We start from the raw sequence: 15,210 nt of genomic DNA, 5'->3' as shown, positions 1-15,210 counted from the left end.
CAACTCCTCGAACCTTATGGGTACTCAGCGCAACATGCCGCTGCCGTAACCCTTCAGGTTGGCTTTCTTCATCAGGGATTCGTACTGGTGCGAAACGAGGTGCGATTGTACTTGGGACATGAAGTCCATCACAACCACGACGACGATCAGCAACGAGGTCCCGCCAAGGTAGAACGGTACGTTTGCTGCAACCACCAGGAACTGGGGCAACAAGCACACGGCCGTCATGTAAAGAGCACCGAACATGGTCAAGCGAGTCAGAACGCCGTCAATGTAGCGCGCAGACTGCTCACCTGGACGGATGCCCGGAATAAAGGCACCGGACTTCTTCAGGTTTTCCGCTACGTCTTTCGGATTGAACATCAACGCCGTATAGAAGAAGCAGAAGAAAATAATCCCTGCACTAAACAGCAGAATATTCAACGGCTGACCAGGAGCGATCGACTGCGAGATGTCCTGCAACCAGCCCATACCTTCAGACTGACCGAACCAGGCACCCAACGAAGCCGGGAACAGCAAAATGCTGCTCGCGAAAATGGCCGGAATAACACCGGCCATGTTCACCTTCAGCGGCAAGTGGCTAGTCTGCGCAGCAAAAACCTTGCGGCCCTGCTGACGCTTGGCGTAGTGAACAGCAATACGACGCTGACCACGCTCAATGAACACCACGAAACCGATAATCGCTACTGCCAGCAAACCGATGGCAACCAGGGCGAAGATGTTGATATCACCCTGACGTGCAGACTCGAAAGACTGCCCGATCGCTCTCGGAAGACCGGCGACGATACCCGAAAAAATCAACATCGAGATACCGTTGCCAACACCACGCTCAGTAATCTGCTCACCCAGCCACATCATGAACATCGCACCAGCCACAAAAGTGGTTACTGCGACGAAATGGAAGCTAAAGTCACCAGTGAACGCAACGCCCTGCCCCGCCAGACCAATGGACATGCCAATAGCCTGAACGAGAGCGAGGACGACAGTGCCGTAGCGGGTGTACTGGCTGATCTTGCGACGGCCAGCTTCACCTTCCTTCTTCAACTGTTCCAGCTGCGGGCTGACGGCGGTCATCAGTTGCATGATGATCGATGCCGAAATGTACGGCATGATCCCCAGTGCAAAGATGCTCATCCGCTCCAGCGCGCCGCCGGAAAACATGTTGAACAAGCTAAGAATGGTCCCCTCATTCTGTCGAAACAGGTCCGCGAGTCGGTCCGGGTTGATACCTGGAACCGGGATGTGTGCGCCTATTCGGTAGACGATAATCGCCAGGAACAGAAAACGCAGACGAGCCCAGAGTTCAGACATACCGCCTTTGCCGAGCGCAGAGAGAGCACCTTGCTTAGCCATTTATTCCTCGAACTTGCCGCCAGCTGCTTCGATAGCCGCACGCGCACCTTTGGTGGCGCCGACTCCCTTTCCGATGGTGACAGCGCGAGTAACTTCACCGGACAGCATGATTTTCACACGCTGTACGTTGACGTTGATCACGTTGGCATCTTTCAGGGACTGCACGGTGACGATGTCGCCTTCCACTTTAGCCAGCTCGGACAGACGCACTTCTGCGCGATCCATGGCTTTCAGGGAAACGAAACCGAACTTCGGCAGGCGACGATGCAGCGGCTGTTGACCGCCTTCAAAGCCTGGAGCAATGGTGCCACCGGAGCGGGAGGACTGACCTTTGTGGCCACGGCCACCGGTCTTACCCAAACCACTACCGATACCACGGCCCGGACGATGCTTTTCGCGACGGGAACCCGGCGCTGGACTCAGATCATTGAGTTTCATCGATTAACCCTCGACACGCAGCATGTAGTAAGCCTTGTTGATCATCCCGCGATTCTCGGGAGTATCAAGTACTTCTACAGTGTGACCGATGCGACGCAGACCCAGACCCTTAACGCACAGTTTGTGGTTAGGGATGCGGCCGGTCATGCTTTTGATCAGCGTAACTTTAACGGTAGCCATGATCAGAAGATCTCCTTGACGCTTTTGCCACGCTTGGCGGCAATGGATTCAGGAGACTGCATAGCTTTCAAACCTTTGAAAGTGGCGTGAACCACGTTTACCGGGTTAGTCGAGCCGTAGCACTTGGCCAGAACGTTCTGAACGCCAGCAACTTCGAGGACAGCACGCATAGCGCCGCCAGCGATGATACCGGTACCTTCAGAAGCAGGCTGCATGTACACCTTCGAAGCGCCGTGACCGGACTTCATTGCGTACTGCAGAGTGGTGCCGTTCAGATCAACTTGGATCATGTTGCGACGAGCAGCTTCCATTGCCTTCTGGATCGCAGCAGGCACTTCACGTGACTTGCCACGGCCGAAGCCAACACGCCCTTTACCATCACCAACCACGGTCAACGCGGTGAAAGTGAAGATACGGCCGCCTTTAACGGTTTTGGCTACGCGGTTAACTTGAACCAGCTTCTCAATGTAGCCTTCGTCGCGCTTTTGGTCGTTATTTGACATAACTTAGAACTCCAGCCCAGCTTCACGAGCAGCATCAGCCAGCGCCTTGACGCGGCCGTGGTACTTGAAGCCAGAGCGGTCGAAAGCCACCTGCGAGACGCCAGCGGCTTTAGCACGCGTAGCGACCAGCTGGCCAACCTTAGTGGCCGCGTCGATGTTGCCAGTGGCGCCATCACGCAGTTCTTTATCCAAAGTCGAGGCAGATGCCAGGACTTTGTTGCCGTCGGCCGAAATGACCTGGGCGTAGATGTGCTGCGACGAGCGGAACACGCAGAGACGCACGACTTCGAGTTCGTGCATTTTCAGGCGTGCTTTGCGAGCGCGACGCAGTCGAGTAACTTTTTTGTCGGTCATTTGCTATGCCCTACTTCTTCTTGGCTTCTTTACGACGGACGACTTCGTCCGCGTAGCGCACACCTTTGCCTTTGTACGGCTCTGGTGGACGGAAGTCGCGGATCTCGGCGGCCACTTGACCTACCAGCTGCTTATCGATACCCCGAATCAGGATGTCGGTTTGGCTAGGAGTCTCAGCGGTGATGCCTTCCGGCAGTTCATAATCCACTGGGTGCGAGAAGCCAAGAGCCAGGTTCAGCACTGTGCCTTTTGCTTGCGCTTTGTAACCAACACCGACCAGCTGGAGCTTGCGCTCGAAGCCTTGGCTTACGCCTTGGACCATGTTGTTTACCAACGCACGAGTGGTACCAGCCATTGCGCGAGTTTGTTGATCGCCATTGCGAGCAGCGAAACGCAGCTCACCAGCTTCTTCAACGATCTCAACGGACGAATGGATGTTCAGTTCGAGAGTACCCTTGGCACCCTTCACCGAAAGCTGTTGGCCTGCGAATTTTACTTCGACACCGGCTGGCAGCTTAACGGGGTTCTTAGCGACGCGTGACATGCTTATCCCCCCTTAGAACACAGTGCAAAGAACTTCGCCGCCGACACCGGCAGCGCGCGCAGCACGATCCGTCATCACACCTTTGTTGGTGGAGACGATAGACACACCGAGACCGCCACGAACTTTTGGCAGATCATCGACGGACTTGTACTGACGCAGGCCTGGACGGCTAACGCGCTTCACTTCCTCGATGACCGGACGGCCTTCGAAGTACTTCAGCTCGATGGACAGCAGTGGTTTGATTTCGCTGCTGATCTGATAACCCGCAATGTAACCTTCGTCCTTCAGGACTTTGGCAACAGCTACCTTCAAAGTAGAAGATGGCATGCTTACGACGGACTTTTCAGCCATCTGGGCATTACGGATTCGAGTTAGCATGTCCGCTAACGGGTCCTGCATACTCATGGGCTAGACGCTCCTAATACAAAAAAATTAGCCTTGCGGCTACTACTTGTCGCCGAGCTCATCCATGCGAAAAAAGCACGGGCTCAGGCGAGCCGGGTATTCTAGACACACCCCACAAATGAATCAAGCCCCAATAGGGGCTTGATTCAAGTTCAAGGTCACCGGCGGTCAGGATCTTGCGAACCTGGACGCCGAGACTTTGATAGTGCTTACCAGCTGGCTTTAACCAGACCAGGCACGTCACCACGCATTGCAGCTTCACGCAGCTTGTTACGGCCGAGGCCGAACTTGCGGTAAACGCCGTGTGGACGACCGGTCAGGCGGCAGCGGTTACGCATGCGCGAAGCGCTTGCGTCACGTGGCTGCTTCTGCAGAGCTACTGTAGCTTCCCAACGCGCTTCTGGACTTGCGTTCAGATCAACGATGATTGCTTTCAGTGCTGCACGCTTTTTGGCGTACTTGGCAACCGTGAGCTGACGCTTCAGCTCGCGGTTTTTCATGCTCATCTTGGCCATTTTCCTACTCCAATCAGTTGCGGAACGGGAATTTGAAAGCACGCAACAGCGCGCGACCTTCATCATCGTTCTTGGCAGTGGTGGTCAGGGTAATGTCCAGACCGCGGAGAGCATCGATCTTGTCGTAGTCGATTTCCGGGAAGATGATCTGCTCTTTAACGCCCATGCTGTAGTTACCACGACCATCGAAGGACTTGGCATTCAGGCCGCGGAAGTCGCGAACCCGAGGCAGGGAGATCGACAGCAGACGATCCAGGAATTCGTACATACGCTCACGGCGCAGGGTCACTTTGACGCCGATCGGCCAACCTTCACGGACTTTAAAGCCAGCGATGGATTTCCGAGCGTAAGTCACAACGACTTTCTGACCGGTGATCTTTTCCAGGTCGGCAACAGCGTGCTCGATGACTTTCTTGTCACCGACTGCTTCGCCCAGACCCATGTTCAGGGTGATTTTGGTAACGCGTGGAACTTCCATCACGTTCGAAAGCTTAAGTTCTTCCTTAAGCTTCGGTGCGATTTCCTTCCAGTAAATCTCTTTTAGTCGTGCCATGGTCTTCTACCTAGCAGTGTTCAAGCATCAACCGCTTTTTGGGTCGACTTGAAGACACGAATTTTCTTGCCGTCTTCTACTTTGAAACCAACGCGATCAGCCTTGTTGGTTTCGCCGTTGAAAATGGCGACGTTAGAAGCGTCCAGTGGAGCTTCTTTTTCGACGATACCGCCTTGTACGCCCGACATCGGGTTAGGCTTGGTATGACGCTTAACCAGGTTCAGACCACCAATAACCAGACGGTTATTAGCGAGAACCTTAAGCACCTTACCGCGCTTACCTTTGTCTTTGCCGGCGATCACGATGATCTCGTCGTCACGACGAATCTTTTGCATGTCGGATCTCCTTACAGCACTTCTGGGGCGAGCGAGACGATCTTCATGAACTTCTCAGTACGAAGTTCACGGGTCACTGGCCCAAAGATACGGGTGCCGATCGGCTCTTGCTTGTTGTTCAGAAGAACAGCAGCGTTGCCATCAAAGCGGATAATGGAGCCATCAGCACGACGTACGCCGTGACGAGTGCGGACTACAACAGCAGTCATCACTTGGCCTTTTTTCACTTTACCGCGAGGAATTGCTTCCTTGACGGTAACTTTGATGATGTCACCGATACCAGCGTAACGACGATGGGAGCCACCCAGCACCTTGATGCACATAACACGGCGAGCGCCAGAGTTATCGGCCACATCGAGCATGGATTGAGTCTGAATCATATAATTTCTCCGACCCCTAGTCCTTAGACTTCCACAGCGCGTTCGAGAACATCAACCAGCGCCCAAGACTTAGTCTTGGCCAAAGGACGAGTTTCACGAATAGTGACTTTGTCGCCGATGTGGCACTGATTGGTTTCGTCGTGCGCGTGCAGCTTAGTCGAACGCTTAACGTATTTACCGTAGATCGGGTGCTTAACGCGACGCTCGATCAGAACGGTGATGGTCTTGTCCATTTTGTCGCTGACAACACGGCCAGTCAGCGTACGGACGGTTTTTTCGGCTTCAGCCATGATTACTTACCTGCCTGCTGTTTGAGCACAGTCTTCACGCGAGCGATGTCACGCTTAACTTGCCGGAGCAGGTGAGACTGCCCCAACTGGCCAGTTGCTTTCTGCATCCGCAGATTGAACTGGTCGCGCAGCAGGCCGAGCAGTTGCTCGTTAAGCTGCGGCGCGTCTTTTTCACGAAGTTCATTCGCTTTCATCACATCACCGTCCGTTTAACAAAAGCGGTGGCGAGCGGCAGCTTTGCAGCAGCCAGGGCAAAAGCCTCACGCGCCAGCTCTTCAGAAACGCCCTCGATTTCATACAGGACTTTGCCTGGCTGAATCTGGGCAACCCAGTACTCCACACTACCCTTACCTTTACCCATCCGAACTTCGAGTGGCTTTTTGGAAATAGGCTTGTCCGGGAATACACGGATCCAGATCTTGCCGCCACGTTTAACGTGACGGGTCAGTGCACGACGCGCTGACTCGATCTGACGAGCGGTGAGACGACCACGAGCTACAGACTTCAGCGCGAACTCGCCGAAGCTGACTTTGCTACCGCGCTGAGCCAGACCACGGTTGTGGCCTGTCATCTGCTTGCGGAACTTCGTACGCTTTGGTTGCAACATTTGGCGTACCCCTTACTTAGCAGCTTTTTTACGAGGCGCTGGTGCTTGTGGTTTCAGTTCTTCTTGGCGACCACCAATTACTTCGCCTTTGAAGATCCAAACCTTTACACCGATCACACCGTAAGTGGTGTGAGCTTCGTAGTTGGCATAGTCGATGTCGGCACGCAGGGTGTGCAGTGGCACACGACCTTCGCGATACCATTCAGTACGTGCGATTTCAGCACCGCCGAGACGACCGCTCACTTGGATTTTGATGCCTTTGGCACCAATGCGCATGGCGTTCTGAACAGCGCGCTTCATAGCGCGACGGAACATTACGCGACGCTCCAGCTGCTGAGCTACGCTCTGCGCAACCAGCATACCGTCGAGCTCCGGCTTGCGGATCTCTTCGATATTGATGTGCACAGGCACACCCATTTGCTTGGTCAGGTCCTGACGCAGTTTCTCAACATCTTCACCTTTCTTCCCGATAACGATACCTGGACGAGCGGTGTGGATGGTGATACGTGCAGTCTGAGCCGGACGATGGATATCGATACGGCTTACGGACGCGCTTTTTAGTTTGTCTTGGAGATACTCACGCACCTTCAGATCAGCGAACAAATAGTCCGCATAAGTCCGACCGTCTGCGTACCAGACGGAGGTGTGCTCCTTGACGATTCCCAGGCGAATGCCAATGGGATGTACTTTCTGACCCATCTCTTCGACTCCGTTACTTGTCAGCAACCTTGACAGTGATATGGCAAGACCGCTTGACGATGCGATCAGCACGGCCTTTGGCACGTGGCATGATGCGCTTCAGCGAACGCCCTTCGTTGACGAAAACGGTGCTGACCTTAAGGTCATCAACGTCTGCGCCTTCGTTATGCTCGGCGTTGGCTACGGCCGACTCCAGCACTTTCTTCATGATCTCGGCGGCTTTCTTACTGCTGAAAGCCAACAGGTTGAGCGCTTCGCCCACCTTCTTCCCGCGGATCTGGTCGGCGACCAAGCGGGCTTTCTGGGCGGAGATTCGAGCGCCCGACAACTTAGCGGCTACTTCCATCGTTCCTTACCCCTTAACGCTTGGCTTTCTTGTCTGCCACGTGCCCACGATATGTGCGGGTACCGGCAAACTCGCCCAGTTTGTGGCCGACCATGTCTTCGTTCACGAGAACTGGAACATGTTGACGACCGTTATGCACAGCAATGGTCAAACCGACCATTTGTGGCAGGATCATGGAACGGCGCGACCAGGTCTTAACTGGTTTGCGATCGTTCTTTTCCGCCGCCACTTCGATCTTCTTCAGTAGGTGAAGATCAATAAAAGGACCTTTTTTCAGAGAACGTGGCACTGTCGTATCCCTCTATTTACTTGCGACGACGGACGATCATTTTGTCGGTACGCTTATTACCACGAGTCTTCGCGCCCTTAGTCGGGAAGCCCCATGGCGATACCGGATGACGACCACCAGAGGTACGACCTTCACCACCACCATGTGGGTGGTCAACCGGGTTCATGGCAACACCACGAACGGTTGGGCGAACGCCACGCCAGCGTTTGGCACCAGCTTTACCCAGCGAACGCAGGCTGTGCTCGGAGTTCGAGACTTCGCCCAGGGTCGCGCGGCATTCAGCCAGCACTTTACGCATCTCACCAGAACGCAGACGCAGGGTCACGTAGACACCTTCACGAGCGATCAGCTGAGCCGAAGCACCAGCGGAACGAGCGATTTGCGCGCCTTTACCTGGCTTCAATTCGATGCCGTGTACGGTGCTACCAACTGGAATGTTACGCAGTTGCAGAGCGTTGCCCGGCTTGATCGGTGCCAGAGCACCTGCGATCAGCTGGTCACCAGCACTCACGCCTTTAGGGGCGATGATGTAGCGACGCTCGCCATCTGCGTACAGCAGCAGAGCGATGTGAGCAGTACGGTTTGGATCGTATTCAATACGCTCGACAGTGGCAGAGATGCCATCTTTGTCGTTGCGACGGAAATCGACCAGACGATAATGCTGCTTATGGCCACCACCGATGTGACGAGTGGTAATGCGACCATTGTTGTTACGACCACCAGTCTTCGATTTTTTCTCGAGCAGCGGTGCGTGAGGAGCGCCTTTATGCAGCTCCTGGTTGACCACCTTGACCACAAAACGGCGGCCAGGGGAAGTCGGTTTGCATTTAACGATTGCCATGATGCACCCCTTCCTTACTCAGCACTGCTGCTGAAATCGAGATCTTGGCCTGGCTGAAGGGAGATAACTGCCTTCTTCCAGTCATTACGCTTGCCCAGACCGCGAGCAGTGCGCTTGCTCTTACCCAGAACATTCAGGGTAGTAACACGCTCTACTTTCACGCTGAACAGGCTTTCGACGGCCTTCTTGATTTCCAGCTTGGTTGCGTCAGTTGCAACCTTGAAAACGAACTGGCCTTTCTTGTCAGCCAGAACCGTAGCCTTCTCGGAAACGTGCGGGCCAAGCAGAACTTTAAATACGCGTTCCTGGTTCATCCCAGCAGCTCCTCGAATTTCTTCACGGCCGACACGGTGATCAACACCTTGTCGTATGCGATCAGACTAACTGGATCGGAACCCTGCACGTCACGCACATCAACGTGTGGCAGGTTACGAGCAGCCAGGTACAGGTTCTGATCAACGACTTCAGACACGATCAAGACGTCAGTCAAGCCCATGCCAGTCAGTTTGTTCAGCAGATCTTTGGTCTTCGGTGCATCAACAGCGAAGTCCTGAACCACAACCAGACGATCAGTACGCACCAGCTCAGCAAGGATGGAACGCATTGCTGCGCGATACATCTTCTTGTTCAGCTTCTGGGTGTGATCCTGAGGACGAGCTGCGAAAGTGGTACCGCCGCCACGCCAGATTGGGCTACGGATAGTACCGGCACGAGCACGGCCAGTACCTTTCTGACGCCATGGGCGCTTACCGCCACCACGAACGTCGGAACGGGTCTTTTGCTGCTTGGAACCCTGACGGCCGCCGGCCATGTAGGCCACGACTGCTTGGTGAACCAGCGTCTCGTTGAATTCGCCGCCAAATGTCAGTTCGGAAACTTCGATCGCTTGAGCGTCATTTACATTTAATTGCATGTCAGCTTCCCCTTAACCGCGAGCCTTGGCTGCTGGACGTACAACCAAGTTGCCGCCAGTAGCGCCAGGAACAGCGCCCTTGACCAACAACAGATTGCGTTCAGCGTCCACGCGCACTACTTCGAGGGACTGCACGGTCACGCGCTCAGCGCCCATATGACCGGACATTTTTTTGCCCTTGAATACACGACCAGGAGTCTGGCACTGGCCGATAGAGCCTGGAACGCGGTGGGACACGGAGTTACCGTGGGTATTATCTTGCCCGCGGAAGTTCCAACGCTTGATCGTACCCTGGAAGCCTTTACCCTTGGACTGACCGGTTACATCAACCAGTTGACCAGCAGCGAAGATTTCAGCGTTGATCAGATCGCCGGCCTGGTACTCGCCTTCTTCAAGACGGAATTCCATTACGGTACGACCAGCGGCAACGTTCGCCTTAGCGAAGTGGCCAGCTTGAGCAGCTGTAACACGCGAAGCACGACGCTCGCCTACAGTGACTTGCACTGCACGGTAGCCATCGGTCTCTTCAGTTTTGAACTGGGTGACGCGATTCGGTTCGATCTCAATGACCGTGACCGGAATGGAGACACCTTCTTCGGTGAAAATACGGGTCATACCGCATTTACGACCGACTACACCAATAGTCATGTTGTAAACCTCATGAGTGTACGGGGCTTTCACCCGCTATGGCCGCCCATTTCAGAGCGTTACACGACTAAGACCGAGTCTTAGCCGAGGCTGATCTGCACTTCCACACCGGCCGCAAGATCAAGCTTCATAAGAGCATCAACGGTTTTATCCGTTGGCTGGACGATGTCCAGAACGCGCTTATGAGTACGGATCTCGTACTGGTCACGCGCGTCTTTGTTGACGTGCGGGGAGACCAGAACGGTGAACCGCTCTTTACGGGTAGGCAGTGGAATTGGACCACGCACTTGAGCACCAGTACGTTTCGCGGTTTCCACGATTTCCTGGGTGGATTGGTCGATCAGGCGATGGTCAAAAGCCTTCAACCTGATACGGATTTGCTGATTTTGCATTGGATTTCAGACTCCGGCTGCTATTCCCACCGAGCGCAATACGCCCGTTAAAAGGAGGCGCAATTCTATAGACGCCCCAGATAGGTGTCAACCCAATAAAAAAGCCCCCGCTGAGCGGGGGCTTTTTCAAGTCATCAAAGCTTACTCAAAAAGAGCTTACTCGATGATTTTGGCTACGACGCCAGCGCCGACGGTACGACCGCCTTCACGGATAGCGAAACGCAGACCATCTTCCATCGCGATGGTTTTGATCAGGGTAACAGTCATCTGAATGTTGTCACCTGGCATTACCATTTCAACGCCTTCTGGCAGCTCGCAGTTACCAGTCACGTCAGTCGTACGGAAGTAGAACTGTGGACGGTAGCCTTTGAAGAACGGAGTATGACGACCGCCTTCTTCCTTGCTCAGAACGTAAACTTCTGCGGTGAACTTGGTGTGCGGCTTAACCGAACCCGGCTTAACCAGAACCTGGCCACGCTCAACGTCGTCACGCTTGGTGCCGCGCAGCAGCACGCCGCAGTTCTCGCCAGCACGACCTTCGTCGAGCAGCTTACGGAACATTTCAACACCGGTGCAGGTGGTGACGGTAGTGTCACGCAGACCAACGATTTCCAGCGGATCTTGTACGCGAACGATACCGCGCTCGATACGACCAGTCACAACAGTACCGCGACCTGAGATCGAGAATACGTCTTCGATTGGCATCAGGAACGGCTTGTCGGTCAGACGAACTGGTTCTGGGATGTAGCTGTCCAGAGTTTCAACCAGTTTACGAACGGCAGTGGTGCCCATTTCGTTGTCGTCTTTGCCTTCCAGAGCCATACGAGCGGAACCGATGATGATCGGAGTGTCGTCGCCTGGGAAGTCGTAAGTGCTCAGCAGATCGCGCACTTCCATCTCAACCAGTTCCAGCAGCTCAGCGTCGTCTACCAGGTCAGCCTTGTTCAGGAAAACCACGATGTACGGAACGCCTACCTGACGGGACAACAGGATGTGCTCACGGGTTTGCGGCATCGGACCATCAGCGGCCGAGCAAACCAGGATAGCGCCGTCCATCTGGGCAGCACCGGTGATCATGTTCTTCACATAGTCAGCGTGACCTGGGCAGTCAACGTGAGCGTAGTGACGGATCTTCGAGTTGTACTCGACGTGCGCGGTGTTGATGGTGATACCACGAGCTTTTTCTTCTGGCGCGCTGTCGATTTTATCGAAATCAACGATTGCCGAACCGAAAACCTCGGAGCAAACACGAGTCAGAGCAGCAGTCAGAGTGGTTTTACCGTGGTCAACGTGACCGATGGTGCCAACGTTGACGTGCGGTAGGGAACGATCAAATTTTTCTTTAGCCACGACAATTAACTCCTTGCCTAAAGGACTGAATCAGCCTTGTTTTTTGGTAACGGTTTCGACGATGTGCGACGGAGCCGTATTGTATTTTTTGAATTCCATAGAGTAGCTTGCGCGACCCTGGGACATGGAACGAACGTCGGTCGCATAACCGAACATCTCGCCCAGCGGAACTTCGGCGCGAATTACTTTGCCGGAGACCGTGTCTTCCATACCCAAAATCATGCCGCGACGACGGTTAAGGTCGCCCATCACGTCACCCATATAGTCTTCAGGCGTAACAACCTCTACCGCCATGATCGGCTCAAGCAACTCACCACCGCCCTTCTGGGCCAGTTGCTTGGTCGCCATGGAAGCAGCCACCTTAAACGCCATCTCGTTGGAGTCGACGTCGTGGTAAGAACCATCAAACACGGTAGCCTTCAGGCCGATCAGCGGATAGCCGGCAACAACGCCGTTCTTCATCTGCTCTTCGATACCCTTCTGGATCGCCGGGATGTATTCCTTAGGAACCACACCACCCACGACTTCGTTCACGAATTGCAGACCTTCCTGACCTTCGTCAGCAGGAGCAAAACGAATCCAGCAATGGCCGAACTGGCCACGACCGCCGGATTGACGAACGAATTTGCCTTCGATTTCACAGTTCTTCGTGATGCGCTCACGATAGGAAACCTGAGGCTTACCAATGTTGGCTTCGACGTTGAACTCACGGCGCATCCGGTCAACCAGGATGTCCAGGTGCAGCTCGCCCATGCCGGAGATGATCGTTTGACCAGTCTCTTCATCGGTTTTGACGCGGAAAGATGGATCTTCCTGAGCAAGCTTGCCCAGAGCGATACCCATTTTTTCCTGGTCATCCTTGGTCTTAGGCTCTACGGCAACCGAAATAACCGGCTCCGGGAAGTCCATGCGAACCAGGATGATTGGCTTGTCAGCGTTGCACAAAGTCTCACCAGTGGTGACGTCCTTCATGCCGATCAAGGCCGCGATGTCACCAGCGCGTACTTCCTTGATTTCTTCACGGGCGTTTGCGTGCATTTGCACCATACGACCCACGCGCTCTTTCTTGCCTTTAACCGAGTTGATCACGCCGTCGCCGGAGGCCAACACGCCCGAGTAAACTCGAACAAAGGTCAAGGTACCCACGAATGGGTCGGTAGCGATCTTGAACGCCAGAGCCGAGAACGGCTCGCTGTCGTCTGCGTGACGCTCCATTTCCTTGGTCTCGTCATCCGGGTCAGTACCCTTGATGGCAGGAATGTCGGTAGGAGCAGGCAGGTAGTCGATAACGGCGTCGAGAACCAGGGGAACACCCTTGTTCTTGAAGGAAGAACCGCAAACAGCCAGAACGATCTCACCAGCGATAGTACGCTGACGCAGAGCGGCCTTGATTTCCGCGTTGGTGAGCTCTTCACCTTCGAGGTACTTGTTCATCAGCTCTTCGCTGGCTTCGGCCGCAGCCTCAACCATGTTGCCGCGCCACTCGTTAGCCAGTTCCTGCAGTTCAGCAGGGATAGGCTCGCGACGTGGAACCATGCCTTTGTCAGCATCGTTCCAGTAAACAGCTTCCATGGCCAACAGATCGATCTGACCCTGGAAATTGTCTTCGGAACCGATAGCCAACTGGATCGGCACCGGGGTATGACCCAGACGCTGCTTGATCTGACCGATCACGCGCAGGAAGTTCGCACCAGCACGGTCCATCTTGTTTACGTAAACAAGACGTGGAACACCGTACTTGTTGGCTTGACGCCATACGGTTTCCGACTGAGGCTCAACACCCGAGGTACCGCAGAACACAACGACCGCGCCGTCGAGAACACGCAGGGAACGCTCAACTTCAATAGTGAAGTCTACGTGGCCCGGGGTGTCGATGACGTTAAAACGGTATTGGTCTTTGTGCTGCTTCTCGGAACCCTGCCAGAAGGCGGTAATAGCAGCAGAAGTAATGGTAATACCACGCTCCTGCTCCTGCACCATCCAGTCTGTGGTCGCGGCGCCGTCATGCACCTCGCCCATCTTGTGACTTTTGCCAGTGTAAAAAAGGACGCGCTCGGTGGTGGTGGTTTTACCAGCATCCACGTGTGCAACGATACCAATGTTACGGTAGCGATTAATCGGTGTTGTACGAGCCATAAAGCCCTCGCAAAATTAGTGACGCTAAAATTAGAAGCGGTAGTGCGAGAAAGCCTTGTTGGCTTCAGCCATACGGTGCACGTCTTCACGCTTCTTAACTGCAGCACCTTTACCTTCAGCGGCGTCCAACAGTTCGCCAGCCAAACGCAGAGCCATAGACTTCTCGCCGCGCTTGCGGGCGAAGTCTACCAACCAGCGCATTGCCAGAGCGTTACGACGGGACGGACGAACTTCGACCGGAACCTGGTAAGTAGCACCGCCTACACGGCGCGACTTTACTTCGACCAGCGGAGCGATGGCGTCGAGAGCTTTCTCGAAGATTTCCAGGGGATCGCTGTTCTTGCGTTCTTTAACTTTTTCCAGCGCGCCATAAACGATACGTTCGGCAACGGCTTTCTTGCCGCTTTCCATTACGTGGTTCATGAACTTGGCCAGGATCTGGCTGCCGTACTTTGGATCGTCAAGCACTTCGCGCTTGGCTGCTACGCGTCTTCTTGGCATGGATAAGCCCTCAAACGGTCTTCAGGTTCGCTCGGAATCGGTGCCCTTGCGGGACGCCTCCGACCTTACTCTTATCGACTCAGAAAAATAGAAAATCAGTTTTTACAAAAAGCCGCTACTACTTAGGCTTCTTGGTACCGTACTTCGAACGACCCTGGTTACGACCTTTAACGCCGGAAGTATCCAAAGAACCGCGTACGGTGTGGTAACGAACACCTGGCAAGTCTTTTACACGACCGCCGCGGATCAGTACCACGCTGTGCTCTTGCAGGTTGTGGCCTTCACCGCCGATGTACGAGGAAACCTCGAAACCGTTGGTCAGACGCACACGGCATACTTTACGCAGTGCCGAGTTAGGTTTTTTCGGCGTGGTGGTATACACACGGGTGCATACGCCACGACGTTGCGGGCAGTTCTGCAGCGCAGGTACGTCGGATTTCTCGACGATACGCTTACGCGGCTGACGTACCAGCTGGTTGATAGTTGCCATCTACTAGCTCCACTGTTGTCTTGCGACGCTATTGTCTTGCAAGAAAAGCAAAATGGCAGGAACGAATTCCCGCCAAATTTAGGGGTACAAGAGTCTAAAGAGGATCTTGCCCCCAGTCAAGGCAAGGCCCCGACCTCTCCACCCATCC

At 54.4% G+C, this 15,210-nt stretch carries 26 protein-coding genes; all 26 read right to left on the bottom strand.

Translation table 11 applies throughout. The features are described from left to right. Nucleotides 1-24: 24 nt before the first annotated feature. Nucleotides 25-1,353, bottom strand: a complete 1,329-nt coding sequence (gene secY, locus KGB06_RS29120; RefSeq protein WP_223521830.1) for a preprotein translocase subunit SecY — start codon at nucleotides 1,351-1,353, stop codon at nucleotides 25-27. Next, a complete protein-coding gene (rplO, locus tag KGB06_RS29115) occupies nucleotides 1,354-1,791 on the bottom strand; it encodes a 50S ribosomal protein L15 (RefSeq protein ID WP_150782519.1) in 438 nt (145 codons plus the stop codon). Nucleotides 1,792-1,794: 3 nt separating this feature from the next. Further along, the gene (gene rpmD / locus KGB06_RS29110) at nucleotides 1,795-1,971 is read right to left on the bottom strand and encodes a 50S ribosomal protein L30 (RefSeq protein ID WP_003186033.1); all 177 of its coding nucleotides are present in this window, start codon (nucleotides 1,969-1,971) and stop codon (nucleotides 1,795-1,797) included. A gap of 2 nt (nucleotides 1,972-1,973) precedes the next feature. After that, nucleotides 1,974-2,474, bottom strand: coding sequence for a 30S ribosomal protein S5 (rpsE, locus tag KGB06_RS29105; RefSeq protein WP_007943782.1), 501 nt, complete (start codon nucleotides 2,472-2,474; stop codon nucleotides 1,974-1,976). Between the two features lie 3 nt (nucleotides 2,475-2,477). Then, nucleotides 2,478-2,828 carry a 50S ribosomal protein L18 gene (rplR, locus tag KGB06_RS29100; protein ID WP_003186037.1) on the bottom strand — a complete coding sequence of 117 codons (351 nt, stop codon included), beginning with the start codon at nucleotides 2,826-2,828 and terminating at the stop codon, nucleotides 2,478-2,480. A 10-nt stretch (nucleotides 2,829-2,838) separates the two neighbouring features. Then, nucleotides 2,839-3,372, bottom strand: coding sequence for a 50S ribosomal protein L6 (rplF, locus tag KGB06_RS29095; RefSeq protein ID WP_007896774.1), 534 nt, complete (start codon nucleotides 3,370-3,372; stop codon nucleotides 2,839-2,841). A gap of 12 nt (nucleotides 3,373-3,384) precedes the next feature. Then, complete coding sequence (gene rpsH / locus KGB06_RS29090) at nucleotides 3,385-3,777, bottom strand: 30S ribosomal protein S8 (RefSeq protein WP_003186040.1); 393 nt, start codon at nucleotides 3,775-3,777, stop codon at nucleotides 3,385-3,387. Nucleotides 3,778-3,986: 209 nt separating this feature from the next. Further along, nucleotides 3,987-4,292 carry a 30S ribosomal protein S14 gene (gene rpsN / locus KGB06_RS29085; protein WP_003176414.1) on the bottom strand — a complete coding sequence of 102 codons (306 nt, stop codon included), beginning with the start codon at nucleotides 4,290-4,292 and terminating at the stop codon, nucleotides 3,987-3,989. Nucleotides 4,293-4,305: 13 nt separating this feature from the next. Next, nucleotides 4,306-4,845: a 50S ribosomal protein L5 gene (rplE, locus tag KGB06_RS29080; RefSeq protein WP_003176415.1), complete on the bottom strand. Its 540-nt coding sequence runs from the start codon at nucleotides 4,843-4,845 to the stop codon at nucleotides 4,306-4,308. Nucleotides 4,846-4,865: 20 nt separating this feature from the next. Beyond that, on the bottom strand, nucleotides 4,866-5,180 hold the full coding sequence (rplX, locus tag KGB06_RS29075; RefSeq protein WP_003176416.1) for a 50S ribosomal protein L24: 315 nt from the start codon (nucleotides 5,178-5,180) through the stop codon (nucleotides 4,866-4,868). An 11-nt stretch (nucleotides 5,181-5,191) separates the two neighbouring features. Beyond that, entirely contained in the window at nucleotides 5,192-5,560 is a 369-nt protein-coding gene (gene rplN, locus KGB06_RS29070; RefSeq protein ID WP_002555479.1) for a 50S ribosomal protein L14, read from the bottom strand. Between the two features lie 23 nt (nucleotides 5,561-5,583). Then, the gene (gene rpsQ, locus KGB06_RS29065; protein WP_003176419.1) at nucleotides 5,584-5,850 is read right to left on the bottom strand and encodes a 30S ribosomal protein S17; all 267 of its coding nucleotides are present in this window, start codon (nucleotides 5,848-5,850) and stop codon (nucleotides 5,584-5,586) included. Between the two features lie 2 nt (nucleotides 5,851-5,852). Next, the gene (gene rpmC, locus KGB06_RS29060; RefSeq protein ID WP_008030901.1) at nucleotides 5,853-6,044 is read right to left on the bottom strand and encodes a 50S ribosomal protein L29; all 192 of its coding nucleotides are present in this window, start codon (nucleotides 6,042-6,044) and stop codon (nucleotides 5,853-5,855) included. Further along, nucleotides 6,044-6,457, bottom strand: a complete 414-nt coding sequence (gene rplP, locus KGB06_RS29055; RefSeq protein ID WP_007896757.1) for a 50S ribosomal protein L16 — start codon at nucleotides 6,455-6,457, stop codon at nucleotides 6,044-6,046. The genes rpmC and rplP overlap by 1 nt, the downstream gene beginning before the upstream one ends. Nucleotides 6,458-6,469: 12 nt before the next feature. Next, nucleotides 6,470-7,156, bottom strand: coding sequence for a 30S ribosomal protein S3 (gene rpsC, locus KGB06_RS29050; protein ID WP_003176422.1), 687 nt, complete (start codon nucleotides 7,154-7,156; stop codon nucleotides 6,470-6,472). 13 nt (nucleotides 7,157-7,169) lie between these two features. Next, nucleotides 7,170-7,502: a 50S ribosomal protein L22 gene (rplV, locus tag KGB06_RS29045; RefSeq protein WP_003103908.1), complete on the bottom strand. Its 333-nt coding sequence runs from the start codon at nucleotides 7,500-7,502 to the stop codon at nucleotides 7,170-7,172. Between the two features lie 13 nt (nucleotides 7,503-7,515). Next, nucleotides 7,516-7,791: a 30S ribosomal protein S19 gene (rpsS, locus tag KGB06_RS29040; RefSeq protein WP_002555486.1), complete on the bottom strand. Its 276-nt coding sequence runs from the start codon at nucleotides 7,789-7,791 to the stop codon at nucleotides 7,516-7,518. 16 nt (nucleotides 7,792-7,807) lie between these two features. Continuing rightward, entirely contained in the window at nucleotides 7,808-8,632 is an 825-nt protein-coding gene (rplB, locus tag KGB06_RS29035) for a 50S ribosomal protein L2 (RefSeq protein WP_003176423.1), read from the bottom strand. Nucleotides 8,633-8,646: 14 nt separating this feature from the next. Further along, nucleotides 8,647-8,946, bottom strand: coding sequence for a 50S ribosomal protein L23 (gene rplW / locus KGB06_RS29030; protein WP_002555488.1), 300 nt, complete (start codon nucleotides 8,944-8,946; stop codon nucleotides 8,647-8,649). Continuing rightward, complete coding sequence (rplD, locus tag KGB06_RS29025) at nucleotides 8,943-9,545, bottom strand: 50S ribosomal protein L4 (protein ID WP_007896707.1); 603 nt, start codon at nucleotides 9,543-9,545, stop codon at nucleotides 8,943-8,945. The genes rplW and rplD overlap by 4 nt, the downstream gene beginning before the upstream one ends. 12 nt (nucleotides 9,546-9,557) lie before the next feature. After that, a complete protein-coding gene (gene rplC, locus KGB06_RS29020) occupies nucleotides 9,558-10,193 on the bottom strand; it encodes a 50S ribosomal protein L3 (protein ID WP_003186059.1) in 636 nt (211 codons plus the stop codon). A gap of 80 nt (nucleotides 10,194-10,273) precedes the next feature. Beyond that, nucleotides 10,274-10,585: a 30S ribosomal protein S10 gene (rpsJ, locus tag KGB06_RS29015; protein ID WP_003186070.1), complete on the bottom strand. Its 312-nt coding sequence runs from the start codon at nucleotides 10,583-10,585 to the stop codon at nucleotides 10,274-10,276. A 156-nt stretch (nucleotides 10,586-10,741) separates the two neighbouring features. Beyond that, nucleotides 10,742-11,935 (bottom strand): elongation factor Tu, encoded by a 1,194-nt coding sequence (gene tuf, locus KGB06_RS29010; protein WP_027924378.1) that lies wholly within the window; start codon nucleotides 11,933-11,935, stop codon nucleotides 10,742-10,744. Between the two features lie 30 nt (nucleotides 11,936-11,965). Then, a complete protein-coding gene (gene fusA / locus KGB06_RS29005; RefSeq protein ID WP_223521829.1) occupies nucleotides 11,966-14,071 on the bottom strand; it encodes an elongation factor G in 2,106 nt (701 codons plus the stop codon). Between the two features lie 30 nt (nucleotides 14,072-14,101). Continuing rightward, nucleotides 14,102-14,572 carry a 30S ribosomal protein S7 gene (gene rpsG / locus KGB06_RS29000; protein ID WP_002555493.1) on the bottom strand — a complete coding sequence of 157 codons (471 nt, stop codon included), beginning with the start codon at nucleotides 14,570-14,572 and terminating at the stop codon, nucleotides 14,102-14,104. A gap of 118 nt (nucleotides 14,573-14,690) precedes the next feature. After that, nucleotides 14,691-15,062, bottom strand: coding sequence for a 30S ribosomal protein S12 (gene rpsL, locus KGB06_RS28995; RefSeq protein ID WP_002555494.1), 372 nt, complete (start codon nucleotides 15,060-15,062; stop codon nucleotides 14,691-14,693). Nucleotides 15,063-15,210: the final 148 nt, after the last annotated feature.

Source organism: Pseudomonas sp. GL-B-19 (genome assembly GCF_019956415.1).
In the GTDB taxonomy this organism is placed as follows: Bacteria; Pseudomonadota; Gammaproteobacteria; order Pseudomonadales; family Pseudomonadaceae; genus Aquipseudomonas.
Note: the sequence above shows the minus strand (reverse complement) of the source record. Positions and strands in the feature narration are given on the sequence as shown.